Genomic DNA, 20462 nt, shown 5'->3' on the forward strand with positions numbered 1-20462 from the left:
GTACTTCCTTTGCTAATCGACAAGACCCTAGCGGCCTTAGAACAAGAGCGCGCCGGGGCTCACGCCGGCAGCATGCGCGATCAGGCGGCGTTTCACCCAGGGCAGGCGGTCCACCACTTGCATACCGGCATTGCGCAGCATGGAAGCCGGTGCTCCCGGTGCCGCAAACAGACGATACAAACCATCGGTGGCTGCCCGCATGGCCGCAATCGGTTCAGCGCGAGCGCGCTTGTAGCGATTGAGTACACGCATATCACCGACCGAATAATGCGGGCCACGCTCGGACAAGACCTTGATCAGGGCTTCGATATCGCCCAGACCCAGATTCAAACCCTGGCCAGCCAAAGGATGAACGCGATGCGCCGCATCACCCACCAAGGCCACACCGGGCGACACCAGGCCGCTACGCTCAAAGGTCAACGGGAAACCGTGTACCGGGCTACGCAAGCTTAACTGCCCCAAACGGCCATTGGATAAAGAGAACAAGCTGTTTTGCAGATACTGCGCCTGCTCCTCTAAAGGCATGGCCAACACCTTGTCGGCCTGCGCTTGCGGCACGGACCAGACCATGGAGACTTGCGGTTTGCCATCCACATCCGGCATAGGCAACAGGGCCAGAATCGAATCGCCGGTAAACCACTGCAAGGCGACTTGCTGGTGCGGGCGCTCCACGTTGAAGTGGGCCACCAAACCGGCGTCCCCATACTCACGACCATGATGCTCAATGCCAGCAGCAGACCGCAGGCCGGAACGGGCACCATCTGCCCCCACAAACAAATCGGCGCTGACGCGCTTCTGTCCGGCGGTGATGATGGTATTGCCTTCCAGACGCTCGAAACGGTCTTCAATCCAGGGCACACCGAACACTTGCAAGGCCTGATACAGCGCCTGCTCCATCTGTCCGGACTCAACGATCCAGGCCAGATAATCCTGCGCATCCTGCCAAGCATGCAGATTCAGGCAACCGCCGCCATCACCATGTACTTCCATGGCCTGCACTGGCGAAATGCGCTGGGCCGACATCAAGTTCCAGGCACCCAACTGCGTCAGAAAACGCTGGCTGGCGACCGAGACGGCGTAGACACGGGGGTGATACTGCCCCGCCGCCAGTTCCATAGGCTTGTAAGCGGGGGACAAGATGCTGACATCAAACCCGGCCTTGCGTAAACCCAGAGCGCTGGCCATACCGGCCAAGGCCCCGCCACACACCACAATTCGTTCTTTGCTCATCGTGCGCTCGGTGCTCCTGCCTGACGTGGCCACAACAGCCACATTTGACCTTGCTGCTTCATGCGCCCTGCCTGCGCACCAGCCTGATCGCCCGTGCCCCAGTACAAGTCGGTACGTGCGGCACCTTTAATCGCCGCGCCCGTGTCCTGAGCAAAAACCAGTCGCTGCAAAGGCTGGTTAGAAGCAGGCTGCGAGGTAGCCAAGTACACAGGCGTACCCAAAGGCACGTAAGTGGGGTCAATAGCCACGGAACGCAGACCAATCAAGGGAATGCCATAGGCACCTTTAGGGCCCAGCTCCGGATCCACAATGGCCTCTTCGCGGAAGAACACCATAGCGGTATTTACATTCATCATTTCCTGAACGCGATGCGGATTGCGCTTGGCCCAGGCCTTGATGTTTTGCATGGAAGTCTGCGCCAAAGGCATCTCGCCCTGCTTGGCCAGCCATTGGCCTACCGAGGCATAAGGGCGACCGTTATGGTCGGCATAGGCCAGACGCACGGCGCTGCCATCGGGCAGGACCGCACGACCCGAGCCTTGGATCTGCAGAAAAAAGCCTTCTACCGGATCTTCCGCATACACGATCACGGGTGGCTGGCGATCCTGCTTGGACACGATCTGCTCGCGTGTGTCGTAGGGCACAATGCGTTTGCCCACTTGCTTGCCGCGAATACGCTTGCCAGCCAGCTCGGGGTACAAGCTACCCAGGTCAATCGTCAGCAAATCATCCGGCGCAGCGAAAAGCGGCCATTGATAGCTGGAACTACGGGTACGCGAGGCCTTGAGCAAAGGCTCGTAATAGCCCGTGACCGTATTTTGAGCCACCTTGCCGTCGCCGGTCAGCAAACGCCAGGGCTGCAACTGTTGCTGCAGAAAATCACGTACAGCGGCCGTATCTTTGGTGTCAGCGCTCAGACCGGCAGAAGCCGCAGCCTGACAAACGGGCTGCCAGGCACGGGGATTGGCACGTGCGGGCATGGCCAGCGAACCGCTGACAGGGCGCATCAGGCCCTTGCAGTTATTGATGAAACCTTTCCAGACATGGTCCAGCGAATCAGCCTGCCAGCCCGGCAAGGCGGACCAGTTCACGGCTTGATAACGCCCTGCCAACGCACGCGCCGGGGTTTCCGGCAGTGCCGACAAGGACGGCACGCGCAACGGTTGCAGAGCGATATCAGGACCGCCTTCTGCTGTACCCGGAGCCGTTGACGAAGAACCCTGATCCCCAGGAATGGTGGAACAGGCACTTAATGCCAGCAGTACGGCTGGCACGCAATAAATTATCTTCATGGCTGGGTTTGGCCCTTAGTGCAAGGTACGGGGAGAGGAAAGGATGAACTCCTGAATGGCGACCTCAAAGGGCACACCATTTTCACCAACACATTGATAGCTGCCGCGCATGGTGCCAAACGGCGTGTTCAGGGGGCAACCACTGGTGTATTCAAAGGTCTCACCTGGAGCCAGCACCGGCTGTTGTCCTACAACGCCCAGGCCACGCACTTCCTGAACCTGCTGATTGTCGTCCGTAATGATCCAGTGACGACTGATAATCTGGGCCGTCTGCTGTCCATTGTTGGTAATCCGTACGGTATAGGCAAAAACATATTGATTGCTATCGGGCTCGGATTGCTCAGGCAGGTACTGGGGCGTGATCTGCACCTCAATATCGTCAGGCTTCATGATGGATTCCAGGTTACGGCTGTACAAATACGGGGCGCTGCACAGCCCCCCGCTTGAAACTATAATGATGACATATGGCCACGATTTTCGTGATGTCTAATCTTTACGGCACCTATTATGTCCCAAGCCAGCTCCACACGTATCGCTCCCAGTATTTTATCGGCCGACTTCGCCCGCCTGGGTGAAGAAGTCCGCAATGTTATCGCCGCCGGTGCCGACTGGGTTCACTGCGACATCATGGACAACCACTTTGTACCGAACCTGACTTTCGGCCCCATGGTCTGTGCTGCGCTGCGCCCCCACACCACTGCCCCCATCGACGTACACCTGATGGTAGAGCCCGTGGACGCGCTGATCCCCGAATTTGCCAAAGCCGGTGCCGATTACATCAGTTTTCACCCCGAAGCCTCGCGCCACGTGGATCGCACCCTGTCGCTGATCCGTGACCACGGCTGTAAGGCCGGCCTGGTATTCAACCCGGCCACCCCGCTGAACTGGATGGATCACCTGATGGACAAGCTGGATCTGGTCCTGCTGATGTCCGTTAACCCCGGCTTTGGTGGCCAGGCCTTTATCCCCAGCGCCATGGACAAGCTGCGCCAAGCCCGCGCCCGCATTGATGCGTGGACTGCAGAAGGTGGTCAGCCCATCCTGCTGCAAATCGACGGTGGCGTGAAGGTGGACAATATCGGCGCCATCCGTGCAGCCGGTGCTGACACCTTTGTGGCCGGTTCAGCTATTTTTGGTCAGCCCGACTACGCTCAGGTCATCCGCGACATGCGCGCGCAAATCGCTCTGGCAGAGCAGGCCTAAATCCTGCGTTCGGCCTGCTGTTCCCGCTACTGCAGCATCGTATTGCGGCTATAACTGCCCTGCCGAACCGCACTGTCGGGGCGGCGGCGCTCCACAAACAAGGCATTGCCCTGCACCCGCTTGGCCTGTGCCTTGGCAGAACTGGCCAGCTCCGCAATTAAAGAGCCCGAATACAATTCGGGCTCATCGACTGTGACCACACCTAAAGACAGGCTCACTAGCGGGTGAAACACCAGCACGCCTTGACGGTTTTCAGCCAAATAGCCGCCTGCTTGCCGATGCTCCAGTCTATACAAGGGCTCCAGCTCTTTTTCCAACTCGTCCAGAATGCTTTGGCAGCGCTCGGCCCAGTCCGGGCTGGTAAACACCAAAATAAAATCGTCACCCCCCACATGGCCCACAAAGTCCATGCGAGCCACCGCGTAACGGGTGAAGAGCTCGGCCATGGAGCGTAACAGCTCATCGCCTTTGCGATAGCCGTACAAATCGTTGTAGGGTTTGAAGTGGTCCAGATCCGCATAGCACACAGCGAAGTTCTGCCGATTACGCAGCAAACCATCGATATGCTCATCAATCGGCACATTACCCGGCAATTGCGTCAGTGGATTGGCATAACGCGCCGTCATGATCTGAATCTGCGTAATTTCACGCATCAGCTCCACACTGGAGCCCAGGCCCAGATACTCACCCGCCCCGGTAATGATGAAACCATCACTCAAGGCATCCCCCGCTCCCTGCGTCATCAAGGTGCCCAGCTCCAGCAAGCTGGTATCGCAGTCAACAATCAGCGGTGGGGTTTCAATAAACAGGGAGCATGGCTTGTTGCCGTACAGTTCGCGGTGATAAGGCCGGGCAAGCTGATCATAAAGCTGGCTACGACGCAAAATACCCGTCGGTCGATCCCCTCGCACCAGAGCCACGGCACTAAGATCTGGATGGCTTTGAAACAGCTCATACACACGATTCGTGGGTGTATTATCAGGCACCGCAGGCGCGGCACGCAGTAAACGCCGCACGCTCATGGAATCACGGCCTTGCACTTGACGCTGAGTGCGCACAGTGGAGGGTCCAAACAGCGCGGCTTGAGCGGGCTCCAGCTGAGGCGGGGGGTTAGGTTGAGGGCGACACAGCAAATAGCCCTGCCCACAGGCCACGCCCAAGTAGCGCAAGGTGCGTAGTTCCGCGCCGGTTTCAATCCCTTCAGCAATCACAACGGATTGAGCATGGCTGGCAATATCGCAAATGGAGCGTACCAATTGCTGCTTGAGCACATCGGTATCAATATCGCGCACAAAGTATTTGTCGATCTTGACGTACTCGGGTCGCAATTCGGACCACAAACGCAGCGAGGCATACCCTTCACCCAGATCATCAATGGCAAACTGCAGGCCTTCTTTTCGATAAAGCTCAATAGCCTGATTCAGATAGTCGTAGCTGTCAGTACGCTCGGATTCGGTCAATTCGACCACCACCCGGCTCCAGTCAATGCCATCCAGCTGTGGCATACCGGTACGCGGTTCGATGCGGGCCGAAGGCAACATGCGCATCACCACATCCGGGCTGGAGTTCAAAAACAGTTTGCCCGCCAAACCCTGCTGCTTGAAACTGCTGACCAAGGTATGGCAACACAGCTCTTCCAGATCCCATAAGCGGCCACATTGCCGGGCGGCGTCAAACAAGGCCAAGGGCGAATAAAAACTGCTGTCCTTTGGCCCTCGAATCAAACCCTCGTAACCCAGAATCAAGCCGGACTGCAAATCCACAATGGGCTGAAAGACCGGCGTAACTTGTTTTTCTACGAGAATCTGATGAAATGTATCGAGCATCATACTTCCGCTCCTAGGGCCTTTCTGAACGGACTATCGAAAGCCAATCTTGTACCAAAATACGGTTTGCTCACTAAATTGATAAGCCCGCGTGCAGTAAGGAGCTTTAACATGATGAATCAAACGAAATGAAAACCCGACGTTCCGAAAACTTTTTTCTGCTCGACCTTAACAGGAATTTGACAATATTTTGTCACAAGTCCGCTACAAAAAGATGAATATTTTCTCTGTGCTGTTTGATTTGGATGGAACCCTGCTCGATACCATTCCCGATCTGGCCTCGGCATGTAATGCCATGCGTATCGACCTGGGTTTACCCCCGCTCCCAGAGGAGCGCATCGCTACTTTCGTGGGCAAAGGCTCGGAAAACCTGGTGCGACGCGCTCTGACCGATCTACCTGAACCTCCTGCCGACTACACCCCGGCATTGGAATCATTTTATTACCATTACCAATTATGTAATGGCCAACACAGCCGCCTGTATCCGGGTGTACTAGAAGGATTGGATGACTTTAAAAGCCATGGATTGCGTCTGGCTGTGGTCACCAACAAGCCCGAACAATTTGCCCGCCCCTTGCTGGAACAAATGGGTTTGGGCCCGTACTTCGAACTGGTGGTGGGCGGTGATACCTGCCCGCGCAAAAAGCCCGATCCGATGCCTTTTGTCTACGCGTGCGAGCAAATGAAACTGGCTCCCGAACAGGCTTTGGTCATTGGGGATTCCATGAATGACGCCCAGGCAGCGCGTGCGGCGAACATCCCCGTACTGTTGGTTCCTTACGGCTATAACGAAGGCAAGGATGTGCAAAGCCTGGATTCCGATGGTATAGTTGCCTCTATTGCCGACGCGGCCACCTGGCTGCGCAATAAACGCAACACCATATTTACGTCATAAAATTCATGTCTACTCGCACTCACGCATCCACAATCTACGGCGCTTATTGGCGCTGGTGGCGTTCGTGTATCGGGTAGATATAACCTTGAAGTCTGGCGTCCCTGCAAAGTAGTACACAGCGGACCGCCTCCAGGAAAATAAGCCCGGTAATCACAACGACCGGGCTTTTTTTGTTTCTGTCCGGCTCGTCGTACCCACTGACCCTCGAGATCCCAATGACAGAAATAGAATTCAATGCCCTAGCAGCAGAAGGCTTTAACCGCATTCCCCTGATTGCGGAAACCTATGCCGACCTGGATACGCCCCTGTCGATTTATCTGAAACTGGCGCACAACGGCCCCGAAGGCGGACGTTACAGCTGCCTGATGGAATCGGTTGTGGGCGGCGAGCAGTTCGGTCGCTACTCCTTTATTGGCCTGCCTGCCCGTACCGTGATCCGCAGCTACGGCCGTCATACCCAAGTGCTGCACGATGGCAAGATTGTCGAAACAGCCGAAGGCGATCCGCTGGAATTCATCGAGCAATTCCAGGCCCGTTTCAAAGTAGCCCTGCGTCCTGGCATGCCCCGCTTTGCGGGTGGTCTGGCCGGTTACTTCGGCTACGACACGGTGCGTCACATCGAACCGTCCCTGGGCATGAACCGCAAACCCTTCCCTTCCGACCAGGAAGAAGGCGTGCCGGACATCATGCTGCTACAAGTAGACGAGCTGGTGATTGTGGATAATCTGGCTGGCCGCACTTACCTGCTGGTCTACGCCGATCCCGCCCAGCCCGAAGCCTACGTACTGGCCAAGCGTCGTCTGAAAGATCTGCGCGAAAAGCTGCGTTCACCCGTCGTGATCCCTTACGCCTACGCCAGCATGCAAACCGAATGCGAGCGCGACTTCGACAAAGAGGATTACCTGAAGGCCGTGGCCCGCGCCAAGGAATACATTGCAGCCGGCGACCTGATGCAAGTGCAGATCGGCCAGGTCATCACCAAACCTTTCCGCGACTCGCCCCTGTCCCTGTACCGCGCCCTGCGTTCGCTGAACCCATCGCCTTACATGTACTTCTGGAACTTCGACGACTTCCAGGTCGTGGGTGCCTCGCCAGAAATTCTGGTGCGTCAGGAAGAGCACCGCCAGGATGGCCGCAACATGGAGCGCGTCACCATTCGCCCACTGGCCGGGACCCGCAAACGCGGTGCCACGCCTGAAGCCGATGCCGCACTGGCCGCCGAACTGAAGTCCGACCCTAAAGAACGCGCCGAACACCTGATGCTGATCGACCTGGCCCGCAACGATATTGGCCGTATCGCCAAAACCGGCTCGGTACAAGTCACGGACACCATGGCAATCGAACGTTACTCGCATGTTCAGCACCTGGTCTCCAATGTCTGCGGCGAACTGCAGGACGGCATGAGCCAGATGGACGTGCTGCGCGCCTCCTTCCCCGCGGGCACCCTGACCGGCGCCCCCAAGGTACGCGCCATGGAAGTCATTGATGAACTGGAGCCGGTACGCCGTGGCGTTTACGGCGGTGCTGCTGGCTACCTGAGCTACTCGGGCGAAATGGATCTGGCTATTGCCATACGCACCGGCGTCATCAAGGACGGCATGCTTTATGTGCAGGCCGCCGCCGGTGTCGTGGCCGACTCCGATCCCGAAAAAGAATGGCAAGAGACCGAAGCCAAGGCACGCGCCGTAATCCGCGCTGCCGAACAAGTGCAATTCGGTCTGGACGAGCCTATTTAATCGCCCCACTGCCATCCTTTTTTGCCGGAGTATTCCCATGCTGTTCATGCTCGATAACTATGACTCGTTTACCTACAACCTGGTCCAGTACTTTGGAGAACTGGGTCAGGAAGTAGTGGTACGACGCAACGATCAAGTCACACTTGAAGAAATTGAAGCCTTGAATCCCAGCCATCTGTGCGTCTCGCCCGGCCCCAAGTCCCCTGCGGATGCGGGCCTGTCGGTTGCACTGATCCAGCACTTTGCCGGCAAGCTACCGATTCTGGGCGTCTGCCTGGGTCATCAGGCGATCGGGCATGCTTTTGGTGCGCGCATTATCCGTGCGCAGCAAATCATGCATGGGAAAGTCTCCCCTATTACTCACCAGGGCACGGACGTATTCAGCAACTTGCCCTCGCCCTTTAACGTCACCCGTTATCACTCCCTGGCCATCGAGCGCGACAGCCTGCCCGACTGTCTGGAGGTAACCGCGCAAACCGAAGACGGCGAGATCATGGGTGTCCGTCACCGCGAATTGCCTATTTATGGCGTGCAGTTTCACCCCGAGTCGGTGCTAAGCGAGCATGGCCACGCCTTACTGAAGAACTTTCTGGACCTTTAAATCATGAACACCATCACTCCTACCGAAGCACTGGTGCGCTGTATCGAACACCGGGAAATCTTCCACGACGAAATGCTGCATCTGATGCGCATGCTGATGCGCGGCGAAATGTCGCCTCAGATCGCGGCTGCCTTGCTGATGGGCTTGCGCGTGAAAAAAGAAAGCGTGGGTGAAATTTCTGCCGCCGCCCAGGTGATGCGCGAATTTGCCACCCCCGTCATTACGCCTAATCCGGACGAACTGCTGGATATGTGCGGTACAGGTGGCGACGGCTCCAATACCTTCAATATCTCCACCGCCTCCATGTTTGTGGCCGCCTCCGTAGGAGTGAAAGTAGCCAAGCACGGCAACCGCAGTGCCTCTTCCTCGTCCGGTAGTGCGGACGTGCTGGAAGCCCTGGGCGTGAACCTGACCTTCTCGCCCGAGCAAGTGGCGCAAAGCATTGCCGAAACCAATATTGGTTTCATGTTCGCCCCCGCTCACCACGGCGCCATGAAAAATGTGGCTGCTGTCCGCAAAGAGCTGGGCGTGCGCACTATTTTCAATATTCTGGGCCCACTGACCAACCCGGCCGGAGCAACCAACCAATTGATGGGCGTCTTCCACCCGGACCTGGTGGGGATTCAGGTGCGCGTAATGCAACGCCTGGGCGCTAAGCACGTGCTGATCGTGCACGGCAAGGACGGTATGGATGAAGCCTCTCTGGGTGCGGCCACCCTGGTGGGCGAACTGAAAGACGGTCAGGTGCGGGAATACGAAATTCACCCCGAAGACTTTGGCATGGCCATGACCTCCAACCGCAGCATTCGCGTCTCCAGCAAGGAAGAATCTGCCGTGATGATTATGGAAGCCCTCAATAACCAAGAGGGTACGGCTCGTGATATCGTGGGCCTCAATGCTGGTTTGGCCATCTATGCTGCCAACCACGCCGACTCCATTGAACAAGGCCTGCGCATGGCTTTTGAGGCCATTGCCAACGGTGCCGCACGCGAAAAACTCGAACAATTCCGCGCTTATACAAGGAAGTTAAATCCATGAACGACATTCTGGCCAAGATCCTCGACACCAAAAGAGCTGAAGTCGTCACCGCCCGCCAACTGCGCAGCGAGTCCGATCTGCTGCGCGAAGCGAAGAACCGGAACGACCTGCGCGGCTTTGCCAGCGCCATTGAAGACAAGATCGCTCAAGGCAAGCCTGCCATTATTGCTGAAGTCAAAAAGGCCTCCCCGTCCAAGGGTGTGATCCGTGCCGACTTCAACCCGACTGAGATTGCCTCCAGCTACGCCGCCCACGGCGCGGCCTGCCTGTCGGTCCTGACCGATATCCAGTATTTCCAGGGTTCCTACGACCACCTGCGCCAGGCCCGTGCCGTATGCGCACTGCCCGTACTGCGCAAAGACTTCATTATTGACCCCTATCAGATCATCCATGCCCGAGCCATGGGTGCCGACTGCATCTTGCTGATCGTCGCCGCGCTGGAGAAGGATCAGCTGATGGAGTACGAAGAAATGGCCCACGAACTGGGCATGGACGTACTGGTTGAAGTACATGACCGCGCCGAGCTGGATATTGCCTTGCAAATGAAGACCAGCCTGCTGGGCATCAATAACCGCAATCTGCGCACCTTTGAAACCAGCACCCAGAACACGCTGGACCTGCTGCCTTTTATCCCCAGCGAAAAACGCGTTGTCACCGAAAGCGGTATTCACGCCATTGAAGATGTGGCCCTGATGCGCGAGAACCAGGTGCAAGCCTTCCTGGTCGGTGAGGCCTTCATGCGTGAACCTGATCCAGGCGTTGCCTTGCAGAACCTGTTCTTCGGTCAGCCTGCATGAGCACCCACGCTTGCCCCCTGTGTGCCTTGAAACCCGATCAATTGCTATGGTCGGGTGCAGGGCTGCAGGTACTGGCCGTCACGGACAGCCCGTTTCCCGGCTATACACGGGTAATCTGGCAAGATCATGTGGCTGAAATGACAGACCTGTCTGAAGAACAACGGCAGCACATCATGGCAGCCGTATATGTGGTTGAGCAGACTCAGCGTGAACAACTGGGAGTCGCCAAGATCAATCTGGCTCAATTCGGAAATCAGGTGCCGCATCTGCATTGGCACATCATCCCTCGCTGGAAGGACGACCCTTTCTTTCCGGACTCTGCCTGGTCACCCGCCCCCACACGCACCGAAGAGCAGAAACAAAGCTGGGCTTCCCACGAGGAACGCCTGCTTGAACAAGTCAGCCAGTATCAGCAGGCACTTTGTATTGCGCTAAAAGCACGATTCAAGCACTAAACCCGCTATTCAAGTCCTGCTATTCAAGAAATGCCCGCTGGCCTGTAAAAAGTCAGCGGGTATTTTTTGCCTCCCGGAAAAGAGACGGCGCACTGTAACAGACAAGTACACCGCTTATCCGTGGAGCCCGCTACAGTGCGACTCCACCGGCCGGAGCCAAGCTGCTGTTGTGCTACTTGCACGCAACCCACATAAACAGCTTGCTTGCATAGCATGGCCATAGCCAACTCTTTATACCTGGCAGCACGACCACCTCGACTTCACAAATCTCCACCTACGAACGATCAGGGTAAGGAGTGCCCAACGACTTCTTTCCGACAAAACCCTTGACCCAGTCACTTCGAGCACAAAATTAACCTAGATCAAGCCTGGATGACAATCGCCTAGCCCCTTCAAAAACCACCATATATAGTGTCGTTAATCCTAAAAATCACTACATATAGGTTTTGGTGAAAAATATGGCTACCCAGGAAACTGCATCGCGTCCAGCTGCTCAGCTGGACATCATCCGTTCCATTACTGAATATCTGGACCGCCAGGACTGGCGCGTGCAAGCCAATGCCAACCAGGGCTATTCGCTGGGCGGTCTGATTCTGAACAGCTCGGGCAAGATGATTGCCAACTACTGGCTCAGCCATGTGTACCCCGAAGCCATCGGCCAGGCACACCGTCAGGCCGACCTGCACATCCACGATCTGGACATGCTCTCTGGCTACTGCGCCGGCTGGTCCTTGCGCACTTTCCTGAACGAAGGGCTCAATGGCGTACCCGGAAAAATCGAATCCGGCCCACCCCGTCATCTAAGCAGTGCGGTCGGCCAGGTCGTCAATTTCCTGGGCACCCTGCAGAACGAATGGGCCGGAGCCCAGGCCTTCAGCTCCTTTGATACCTATATGGCGCCCTTCATCCGCAAGGACGGCCTGAGCTACAAGCAGGTGCGCCAATGCATGCAGGAGCTGATCTACAACCTGAACGTACCCTCGCGCTGGGGGACGCAGACGCCCTTTACCAATCTGACCTTTGACTGGGTGTGCCCCGACGACCTGCGCGAGCAAGTTCCGCAAATCGGTGGCGAAGAAATGCCGTTTTGCTACGGGGATCTGCAGGCCGAAATGGACATGATCAACCAGGCCTATATCGAAGTCATGAGCGAGGGCGATGCCCGTGGCCGTGCCTTCACCTTTCCGATCCCCACCTACAACATCACTCGGAATTTTGACTGGCACAGCCCGAATGCCGAGCGCCTGTTTGCCATGACGGCCAAATATGGCCTGCCCTACTTCCAGAACTTCATTAACTCCGAGCTGGAACCCAATATGATCCGCTCCATGTGCTGCCGCCTGCAGCTGGATCTGCGCGAGCTGCTCAAACGCGGTAATGGATTGTTTGGCTCTGCCGAACAAACTGGCTCCCTGGGGGTGGTCACCCTGAACTGCGCCCGCCTGGGTTATCTGTATCAAGGCGATGAAGCCGGTCTGTTTGCCCGTTTGGATGAACTGCTGGAAATGGGCCGCGACAGCCTGGAAATCAAGCGCACGGTGATCCAGCAGCATATGGACCAAGGGCTGTTTCCCTACACACGCCGCTATCTGGGCACCTTGCGCAATCACTTTTCCACACTGGGAGTTAACGGCATTAACGAGATGATCCGCAACTTTACCCAGGACAAGCAAAATCTTTGCACGCCGTGGGGGCACCGCTTTGCCCTGCGTTTGCTGGACCATATTCGGGAGCGCATGGTGGAGTTTCAGGAAAGTACCGGCCACCTGTACAACCTGGAAGCCACCCCTGCCGAGGGCACCACTTACCGCTTTGCCAAAGAAGATCGCGCCCGCTGGCCCGACATTCTGCAAGCAGGGACCGAGCAAATGCCCTACTACACCAATTCCTCACAGCTGCCGGTGGGCTTTACTGAAGACCCCTTCGAAGCATTGGAGCGACAAGACGAGCTGCAAGGCAAATACACCGGCGGCACCGTGCTGCACCTGTACATGACCGAAGCACTGTCCAGCACTGATGCCTGCCGCAATCTGGTGCAACGAGCCTTGAACCGTTTTTCCTTGCCTTACATCACCGTTACGCCCACATTTTCTATCTGCCCCAAGCACGGCTATCTGTCTGGAAAACATGAGTTTTGCCCGCATTGCGACAGCGAATTGCTGGCCAACAAGTTAGCTCAAGCTCGGGCCGAGGCTGACGTTCAAAACGAAGTTATCGCGGACACGCCGACACCGACACCGACACCGACACCGACACCGACACCGACACCGACACCGACACCGACACCGACACCGACACCGACACCAGTCCATTAAAACCGATCTCTTCAAGCCAACTTTTTACCAAGACAGACTAAACCCAATCCACTTGGCTCAACTAAAACCAGGCTTTTGGTTGTCCTCAGCCTTTATCTACAACCAGCCTCTTGGCACACACCCAGGCTAGTCACATCCGCATAGCGTGACGGCCCTTTTTTCCAAGGAGTTATTCATGAACACCGACACCATCACTCTTCAAGATTCCGAACGCCAGCCTTGCGAAATCTGGACACGCGTCATGGGCTATCACCGTCCCATGTCGTCTTTCAATATTGGCAAGCAAGGTGAGTTTCATGAGCGACGCTACTTCACCGAAGCCAGCGCCTGCGCAAGCAATGCCGTCCCCACCCTATAAACAGCCCGGTCAAATTCCATGACTTACGCCACGCGCCATCTTTACCCGGCCACGCCTGCCCACAAAGTGGCATTGAAAGTGGGTGGCTGCGCCCCTTTCTCGGCTACGGATTACCCCGGCCAATTAGCCGCTGTCATCTTTGTGCAAGGCTGCCCCTGGCGCTGTGGCTACTGCCACAACCCCCACCTGCAAGAGCGCACACCAGACAGTGCTATTGATTGGAACGCCTTGCTGGACTTTCTGAATCGCCGCGTCGGCCTGCTGGATGCCGTCGTCTTTAGCGGCGGCGAGCCCACACTGGACCCGGCCCTGGGCTCCGCCATCCGCGCGGTGCGCAGGCTGGGTTTCAAAATCGGTTTACACACCGCAGGCACACATCCGGCCAGACTGCTGGAAATCCTGCCTTGGGTGGACTGGATAGGCCTGGATATCAAGGCAGAGTTCAGTCACTACGACGCCATTACTCAACGCAGCAATAGTGCCGCTGCGCCCTTACGCAGTTTGCAGTTGCTGCTGAACGAAGACGTTCTGTTTGAGTGCCGCAGCACTATTCATCCCCAACTGCACAGTCCCGCCTCGGTACAAGCTTTGGGACAACACCTGCATGAGCTGGGCGTCCAGCGCTATGCCGTGCAGATTTTCCGCACACAAGGCTGTGATGACGATTTCCTGAATGAAACTGGGCAGGCTTTGCAGGCCTACCCAGGAGCGGAGATTTTGGAAAACCTCCAGAAGCTGTTTCCGCACTTTGAAGTGCGACGCTCTTAATTGTCTCAGGAAGAAGCGGGGGTGCGTATCGGGCGGCGCAGTACATCCTGTAAAGCCGCTTTACCCTGTTTAAGCACTGCACGCGGATGCAGAATATCGGGGTCCAAGGCGTCCAGAGTGTTTTTCACCATCAGGCCCAATTCGGTATCGCCCTCAATCGACAGACGTCGATTAAAGAACAAGGTATCCGGATCTTCCTGCCGCTGCAAAAGCTGATAAAAAGCCCAAAGATCCGCTTTCAGGGTCAAATCCGGACGTTGTGTACGTGCCGACAGAGGGTAAAAAGCCCCTTGGCGCCACGTATAGTCAAACGCTAAACCGGCATCTGCCACCTGTATGCGTAAAGCTCGACCTTCCAATCGTTCCGCAATGTCAGCCGGCAAGTGCGGACGCATCAGCACGTTCAAGCCCGTACAAAACAAGCGGGAGCCGGGCCACGGGGGCAAACGGCTTAAAACACCCGCCACAACAGCGGGTAAACGGGGAGTCGTTATTTCATTCATTCTTCCATCCCTCCCTTAGAAACGCTCTGACACCGGCGACACCCATTCCAAACCGGGGCGACCATGCCAGAAACCGTTGCAGGCCTTAGCGGGCAGTAAAGGCAGCATATCCTCGTGGGCATCCCTTGCCTGAATACGCCCCTGAATCACGTCATTAAACAAATGCACGACCGCATCCATATGCTGAGATTGCGGACTCAAACGCAGCATATTCACACCCAAATCGCGCAAATCCTGTACCTGCTCCAGTAAGGTGTACACCCAGGCGGATTGAGTCTGGATACCGTTAATCGTCAGAAAACCCTGCCCTTCACGGGTTTCCAGCAGCAAGCCATCGGGATAGTCCATGCACACGTACTGGCAATTGTCCTTAGGCAGATTGCGGTTACGCGCCGCAAAGCAACGGGCCGAGAAAGCCAGGGGCAAACGCCCGAAGGCAAAGACCTCGGTTTCCAAACCGGCAGGTCTGTCTTGCTGCAACTGCGCCAATCCTGCACGGCCCATTTCCAGAGGCATCACCCAACGCACCGCGCCTTGAGAAGCAATCAAATCCAGCACTGGCCCGTTATAAACATTTAAAAAAGGGCCGGCGACAAAGTCCCGACCCTGCATCAAACGTACTGCTCCCATATCATTGGCTTCGACCAGATAATCAGCCTGTTCGGTGACCTTGCGTAGCGTATTCACGTCCCGCCCGGACTCCAGCAAGACCTGACTAGACAGAACCGGCACCTTGCCAGCCTGGGCCAGCATCTGGGCAATATCCAGCCAATCATCCAGTCGTAGCTCGTGACGACGCGAACATACGGTCTCGCCCAGATACACCACATCGATCGGCCAGTCGCAGGCCGACTCATAAAACTGCATCGTGGCAACGCGGGACCAGTAATACTGCAAGGGGCCTAAAGATAATTTCATGATTGAGCCTCCCATGCTCTACTTCCAGGGCCGAGAATAGGCACCCAGCGTATGTTGCTGCCCTTCGGCCAGTTTGTTCAAAGCCCCCATCCAGGCCGGATGGACTGAATAACGGGCTGGCGTGGATTTGGCCGAATCAATGGCTTGCCGCCATACCTGAGTAACTTGAGCCACATAAGCCGGGCTGCGCTGTCGGCCTTCAATCTTGATTGCGCTGACACCCGCCGCCAACAGTTGTGGCAACAAGGACAAAGTGTTCAGGCTGGTGGGCTCCTCCAGTGCGTAATAGTTTTCGCCCGCCACATCAAAACGCCCTTTGCACAAAGTGGGGTAAGCCGCATTTTCACCATCCTGATAGCGGTCGATCAACACACCATTCAGACGCGACTCCAGGCCCTGATCAGTCTGCTCCCAGCGCACATGCCCGGCGGGGGAACAGACTCCATGTGTATTGGGGGACTCACCAGTGGCATAGGAGGACAAGGCACAGCGGCCCTCCACCATCACGCACAAGCTGCCAAAACCAAAAACCTCAACCTGAACAGGGACCTGCTCACAGACCTGCTCCACTTGGGTCATGGACAGGACACGCGGCAAAACCACGCGCTGAATACCGAAGTTCTGGTGGTAATACTTGATGGCTTCCGGATTGGTGGCTGAACCCTGCACCGACAAGTGCAAGCGCAGATTGGGATGTGCCTGACTGGCATAGGCCATCAAACCAGGGTCTGCCATGATGACCGCATCGACCTGAGCCTGGGCAGCTCGGTCCACCGCGTCTCGCCACTGTTGCCAGGCATTGGGTTGCGGGTAGGTATTGAGAGCCAGCAAAACTTTGCGGCCGCGCTGGTGTGCGTAATCAATCCCTTGTGCAATCGCCTGTGCATCAAAATTAAGCCCGGCAAAGTTCCGGGCATTGGTGGCATCCCGGAACCCCAGATAGACACTATCGGCTCCGTTATCAATGGCTGCTTTCAAAGCAGGCAAGCTGCCCGCTGGGCAAACCAGTTCCATCTGCGGGTTATCGGACGCGGCTAAAGCCGTGGACGCTGTATTCATGGCACTCCCCGATCAGCAATCTGGCCAGGGTGGATCCTGGCTCGACAAGACCACCACTATGCCTGCTCTGAAATTAAGGGGCCTTAACGCATATCAAATTCTTCCCACCTCCTGACCCGTGGCAAACAAGTCCCACTTTGCCTGCGCCATAGGCGGGCAGAATGGTCCACAATGCCTTCCAAGCCTTTCGTGCTGGAGTCTTGATGACACAAACTGAGATCACGCTGGATACTCGCGGCCTGCCCGCACCCGAGCCTTTGGAGCATTGCCTGGAAGCACTGGCTGAACTGGCTCCCACCCAGGCCTTGCTCATGTGGCTGGATCGAGAACCTTTCCCCTTGTATGAAATCCTGCGACGCAGCGGCTTCAAGTATCACGGCACCCACCAAGAAAACGGCTTCAAGCTCATCATCCGCAGGAACTAAGTCTATGCAACGCGCTTTATCGCTGGATCAGTCACCCTCTTTGTCACTGACCTTGCCCTTGTTTGCGAATGTCCCTTTTTTTGGACTGCTGGCTGCCATGCTGGCGCTCTATAGCGGACCGGAATTATTCAACTCCCGCTGGCACCCCGCCACCTTGGCCATAACCCATGCCTGGACCTTGGGGATCGTGGGCAGTGCCATGTTTGCCTCTTTGGCACATATTCTGGCCGTGGCCTGCAATGTGCGTATTCAGGTGTCACGCGGTCAGGCGCTAGCTTTTTGGGGCTTGCTCAGCGCTGGCACACTATTTCTGATGACAGGCTTTCTTAGCTGGCAAAGCTGGGCTTACACGCTGGCAGGCGCTTGTCTTGCCTTTGCTTTGGGGGTTTATCTACTGACTGCCATGCTGGCCTTGTGGCGCTCTCGGCGCGACGTCTTTCGCGGCGCCAAAGAAATAGTTGCTCCTATCCGACTGGCTTTGCTGGGACTGTTGCTGACTGTCTCAACGGGGCTTGCCATGCTGGTCGCCCTGGCAAGCGAACAAGCCGTCGCCAATTTGCTGAATCTGCACATGACGATGGGCCTGGCAGCTTGGGCAGGCTTGCTGCTGATTGCCATGTCGTTCCAACTGCTGCCTATTTTTCAAATCACCGAACTCTACCCAGCGCCTCTAGTACGTTGGCTACCTTGGGTCGTAGGAGCCTTGTTGATTGCACAGTGGGCCCTGGCCTCCTTACCTGGCTCCTGGTTACCTGTGCGTGATCTGGTCACCTACCTGATCTTTTTAAGCTACGGCTTATGGGCGGTGATTACCTGGGCGCGCCTCTGGAAACGCAAGCGTCCGACAGCAGGAGCCAGCACTTTATTCTGGTATAGCTCCTTAAGCAGCCTGTTGATTGCTGTTCTGTTGAACTTCTGGACCCACAATCCCGCCGCCTCCAACGCAGAGCTGGCGATTGGTGTCTTGCTCATTATGGGAGCCTTGGGTTCCGTCGTCTGTGGGATGCTCTATACCATCGTGCCCTTTCTACTTTGGCGAGAGGCCCAGGAGTATGTCAGCATGGATACGGACAATACCGAGCACACGCGTGCCCTCTTGCGCCTTATTCCCAAGACTGCCAACTACATCCCGGCATCCAGCGCCCGAGCACATTGGGCTTTGCATAGCCTAAGTCTGGTGCTTTGGACAGGTGCGAGCTTGGGGATCGAGTCTTTCGCCTGGATAGCTGCTCCTGCTTTGCTGCTGTCTTTTGCAAGCTTGACTTGGAATCTATGCACAGCCTGGCAGCGCTATCGCCGTAGCCTGCGCGCTATCCGCGCATATCAGGCAGAGCACCATATTGCCGCAAAGCCGCGCTGTCCAGAATCGTAAAATTACGTCGCTGAACCCGAATCAGATCCCGGTCCATCAAATCACGCAAGGTACGTGATAAGTGCTCCGGGGTCAGATTCAGGCGGGAAGCAATGACGGACTTACCGACATCGATCCTGAAGGGGACACCCTCTTCGCCCGGCCACTCCTGCAAAAGGTAATTCACCAGACGTTGCACACCATTTTGCAGCGTATAGGCCTCCAACTCGCCCATCAAGCGATAAAGCCGCTCACTTAAACCAGCCAGCATCAGGCGAGCAACATCACTGCCCTTCTCCAGCTGCTCCATCAAGGTGTCTCTGTTGATATGCAAGAGCAGAGAATCCACCAAAGTCTGGGCCGTCACAATGTAATTACGGCCCATGAACATCAGCGCCTCACCAAACCCCTCTCCTGGCCCCACCAGGCGAACGACGCGCTCTGAGCCCGTGGACGAGACAAATACCAGCTTCACCCGACCATAGACCAACATGTGAAAGCCCAAACAAGGGTCACCACTGTGAAATAAAGTCGTCCCACGCAAAGCATGTATTTCCTGAGTGCCTTTAGCGATGGGCTCCAGCTGTTCCGGTGGCAGCTCCTTGAATATAGGCAGATGAGCCAGCTGGGCCTGTATCCGCTTCCAGCGTCCCGGCCCTTCACCCTGCACTAGCCTGGTGTCTGACAATTCTTCATTGCTTGCCTGCGAGGCCATGTCTTGAGCCGCCATATCTTTCCCGTAAGCCAAATAGAACCATAGCTAGACTGACATACTCCGTTCCCTCTTGTTCAGATTAGCTCGGTGCCTGATTGATACACGTCAAACAGATAAATCGAGGTTTTAAAGAGAACGTAAAAAGATAGTCAGAACTGCTAGTTCAGCATGACTTAGGAACAGATCCAAGCAAGAAGCGGTCAAATTTGACCATGTTAGAGGTAGGGAATATTGAGAGGGGAAACTGATTGGGGACAGCCTCATTTCCAAATCGACTTGAATTCTGAATGGATGCAATAGGCCTTAGCAGAGCCAGCTACGTCGACGTTAAAGAGAAAACTGAGTAGGAATTTCGGAGGGCTCAGGGAGGACGAATACAGGCAGTGACTAAGTACGCTACAGCCCTAAGCTAAGGAGACAGATGTCGGCAGTTGCAGGCCCCATCTTGGTAGACAAAGCTGATTGGTGCGAAAAGCTCAGCTGCTAATGCTACGAGCGCGAAGAGTAGAGCGACCACTCTGCAGCGATGATCCAGCCACGTTGTCTGCAACTAAAGCATTAAACGCTATGCGCACCAATCATAGAACAGGCACCGTGCATGCCGATTAGAGTCACTACCCGTGGCAATCAGCAGCAGAAGAAGAAGAAGAAGAAGAAGAAGAAGAAGAAGTGGTCTGTCGCCGCGTCTCAACAACAAACAATCGGCACAGCAAGAGTAGAACGACCGAGCATTCTGAAGGTAAACAGCGACGCATTGTCCGTCAATCCTATGGTGCCGGGACAGAATGTCATGACCAACCTACTAGGCTTAGGCCAAACGGCGTCGGTAAGAACACGGAATATAAACAGCCCGGAACGGGCCAGGAGGGGTGGCGGTGCGCCTGAACCGGGTGATCCAGGGTCAGGCCTTCGAGCAATCCGAGACAGGCCGGTAGCCTGCGCTTTTGTCGCCGCCTAAAACAAAACCCCCGCAAGGG

20 protein-coding genes are annotated in these 20462 nt (G+C 56.1%); 12 read left to right on the top strand and 8 right to left on the bottom strand.

The annotated features are described in order from the left end of the window. Positions 1-36: 36 nt before the first annotated feature. The 3 genes from ACLPGZ_RS16880 to apaG are packed head-to-tail and all read right to left on the bottom strand — an operon-like array spanning position 37 to position 2912. Entirely contained in the window at positions 37-1230 is a 1194-nt protein-coding gene (locus ACLPGZ_RS16880; protein ID WP_239055004.1) for an FAD-dependent monooxygenase, read from the bottom strand. Beyond that, positions 1227-2522, bottom strand: coding sequence for a murein transglycosylase A (gene mltA / locus ACLPGZ_RS16885; RefSeq protein WP_060186105.1), 1296 nt, complete (start codon positions 2520-2522; stop codon positions 1227-1229). Before mltA ends, ACLPGZ_RS16880 begins: the two co-directional genes overlap by 4 nt. Before the next feature lie 15 nt (positions 2523-2537). Next, positions 2538-2912 carry a Co2+/Mg2+ efflux protein ApaG gene (apaG, locus tag ACLPGZ_RS16890; RefSeq protein ID WP_021447080.1) on the bottom strand — a complete coding sequence of 125 codons (375 nt, stop codon included), beginning with the start codon at positions 2910-2912 and terminating at the stop codon, positions 2538-2540. Between the two features lie 117 nt (positions 2913-3029). Here apaG and rpe point away from each other — a divergent pair, with 117 nt between their 5' ends. Continuing rightward, positions 3030-3725, top strand: coding sequence for a ribulose-phosphate 3-epimerase (gene rpe / locus ACLPGZ_RS16895; RefSeq protein ID WP_009458542.1), 696 nt, complete (start codon positions 3030-3032; stop codon positions 3723-3725). Positions 3726-3751: 26 nt separating this feature from the next. Here rpe and ACLPGZ_RS16900 read toward each other — a convergent pair whose 3' ends face one another. After that, positions 3752-5554, bottom strand: a complete 1803-nt coding sequence (locus ACLPGZ_RS16900) for a GGDEF domain-containing protein (protein ID WP_239055003.1) — start codon at positions 5552-5554, stop codon at positions 3752-3754. Between the two features lie 211 nt (positions 5555-5765). Between ACLPGZ_RS16900 and ACLPGZ_RS16905 the strand changes: the two genes are divergently transcribed. From ACLPGZ_RS16905 to ACLPGZ_RS16945, 9 genes are all read left to right on the top strand, one after another. Further along, the gene (locus ACLPGZ_RS16905; RefSeq protein ID WP_239055002.1) at positions 5766-6446 is read left to right on the top strand and encodes a phosphoglycolate phosphatase; all 681 of its coding nucleotides are present in this window, start codon (positions 5766-5768) and stop codon (positions 6444-6446) included. Positions 6447-6661: 215 nt separating this feature from the next. Beyond that, on the top strand, positions 6662-8182 hold the full coding sequence (gene trpE, locus ACLPGZ_RS16910) for an anthranilate synthase component I (RefSeq protein WP_009458527.1): 1521 nt from the start codon (positions 6662-6664) through the stop codon (positions 8180-8182). Between the two features lie 37 nt (positions 8183-8219). Further along, positions 8220-8783, top strand: coding sequence for an anthranilate synthase component II (locus tag ACLPGZ_RS16915; protein ID WP_021447083.1), 564 nt, complete (start codon positions 8220-8222; stop codon positions 8781-8783). 3 nt (positions 8784-8786) lie between these two features. After that, a complete protein-coding gene (trpD, locus tag ACLPGZ_RS16920) occupies positions 8787-9821 on the top strand; it encodes an anthranilate phosphoribosyltransferase (protein WP_035268496.1) in 1035 nt (344 codons plus the stop codon). Further along, on the top strand, positions 9818-10618 hold the full coding sequence (trpC, locus tag ACLPGZ_RS16925; RefSeq protein WP_239055001.1) for an indole-3-glycerol phosphate synthase TrpC: 801 nt from the start codon (positions 9818-9820) through the stop codon (positions 10616-10618). Before trpD ends, trpC begins: the two co-directional genes overlap by 4 nt. Next, the gene (locus ACLPGZ_RS16930; RefSeq protein ID WP_115634843.1) at positions 10615-11073 is read left to right on the top strand and encodes an HIT family protein; all 459 of its coding nucleotides are present in this window, start codon (positions 10615-10617) and stop codon (positions 11071-11073) included. Before trpC ends, ACLPGZ_RS16930 begins: the two co-directional genes overlap by 4 nt. Before the next feature lie 458 nt (positions 11074-11531). Beyond that, positions 11532-13388 (top strand): ribonucleoside triphosphate reductase, encoded by a 1857-nt coding sequence (locus tag ACLPGZ_RS16935; RefSeq protein ID WP_429641700.1) that lies wholly within the window; start codon positions 11532-11534, stop codon positions 13386-13388. Positions 13389-13563: 175 nt separating this feature from the next. Continuing rightward, positions 13564-13746: an anaerobic ribonucleoside-triphosphate reductase gene (gene nrdD / locus ACLPGZ_RS16940; RefSeq protein ID WP_009458520.1), complete on the top strand. Its 183-nt coding sequence runs from the start codon at positions 13564-13566 to the stop codon at positions 13744-13746. 18 nt (positions 13747-13764) lie between these two features. Next, entirely contained in the window at positions 13765-14514 is a 750-nt protein-coding gene (locus tag ACLPGZ_RS16945; RefSeq protein WP_226349734.1) for an anaerobic ribonucleoside-triphosphate reductase activating protein, read from the top strand. A gap of 5 nt (positions 14515-14519) precedes the next feature. Here ACLPGZ_RS16945 and ubiT read toward each other — a convergent pair whose 3' ends face one another. The 3 genes from ubiT to ubiU are packed head-to-tail and all read right to left on the bottom strand — an operon-like array spanning position 14520 to position 16949. Next, positions 14520-15017 carry a ubiquinone anaerobic biosynthesis accessory factor UbiT gene (gene ubiT, locus ACLPGZ_RS16950; protein ID WP_239054999.1) on the bottom strand — a complete coding sequence of 166 codons (498 nt, stop codon included), beginning with the start codon at positions 15015-15017 and terminating at the stop codon, positions 14520-14522. Positions 15018-15032: 15 nt separating this feature from the next. Continuing rightward, positions 15033-15935, bottom strand: coding sequence for a ubiquinone anaerobic biosynthesis protein UbiV (gene ubiV / locus ACLPGZ_RS16955; protein WP_031232782.1), 903 nt, complete (start codon positions 15933-15935; stop codon positions 15033-15035). Positions 15936-15953: 18 nt separating this feature from the next. Beyond that, positions 15954-16949 (bottom strand): ubiquinone anaerobic biosynthesis protein UbiU, encoded by a 996-nt coding sequence (gene ubiU / locus ACLPGZ_RS16960; RefSeq protein ID WP_009458516.1) that lies wholly within the window; start codon positions 16947-16949, stop codon positions 15954-15956. Positions 16950-17197: 248 nt separating this feature from the next. On the opposite strand from ubiU, the gene ACLPGZ_RS16965 reads away from it, so the two are divergent. Both ACLPGZ_RS16965 and ACLPGZ_RS16970 read left to right on the top strand, forming a co-directional pair. Continuing rightward, on the top strand, positions 17198-17419 hold the full coding sequence (locus tag ACLPGZ_RS16965) for a DUF2249 domain-containing protein (RefSeq protein WP_035268878.1): 222 nt from the start codon (positions 17198-17200) through the stop codon (positions 17417-17419). 4 nt (positions 17420-17423) lie between these two features. After that, a complete protein-coding gene (locus ACLPGZ_RS16970) occupies positions 17424-18791 on the top strand; it encodes a hypothetical protein (protein WP_137430847.1) in 1368 nt (455 codons plus the stop codon). Here the strand turns inward: ACLPGZ_RS16970 and ACLPGZ_RS16975 are convergent. Beyond that, a complete protein-coding gene (locus ACLPGZ_RS16975; protein ID WP_052159203.1) occupies positions 18730-19500 on the bottom strand; it encodes a Crp/Fnr family transcriptional regulator in 771 nt (256 codons plus the stop codon). The genes ACLPGZ_RS16970 and ACLPGZ_RS16975 overlap by 62 nt on opposite strands. Positions 19501-20462: the final 962 nt, after the last annotated feature.

The organism is Alcaligenes sp. Me129, assembly GCF_050487245.1.
In the GTDB taxonomy this organism is placed as follows: domain Bacteria; phylum Pseudomonadota; class Gammaproteobacteria; order Burkholderiales; family Burkholderiaceae_B; genus Alcaligenes; species Alcaligenes phenolicus.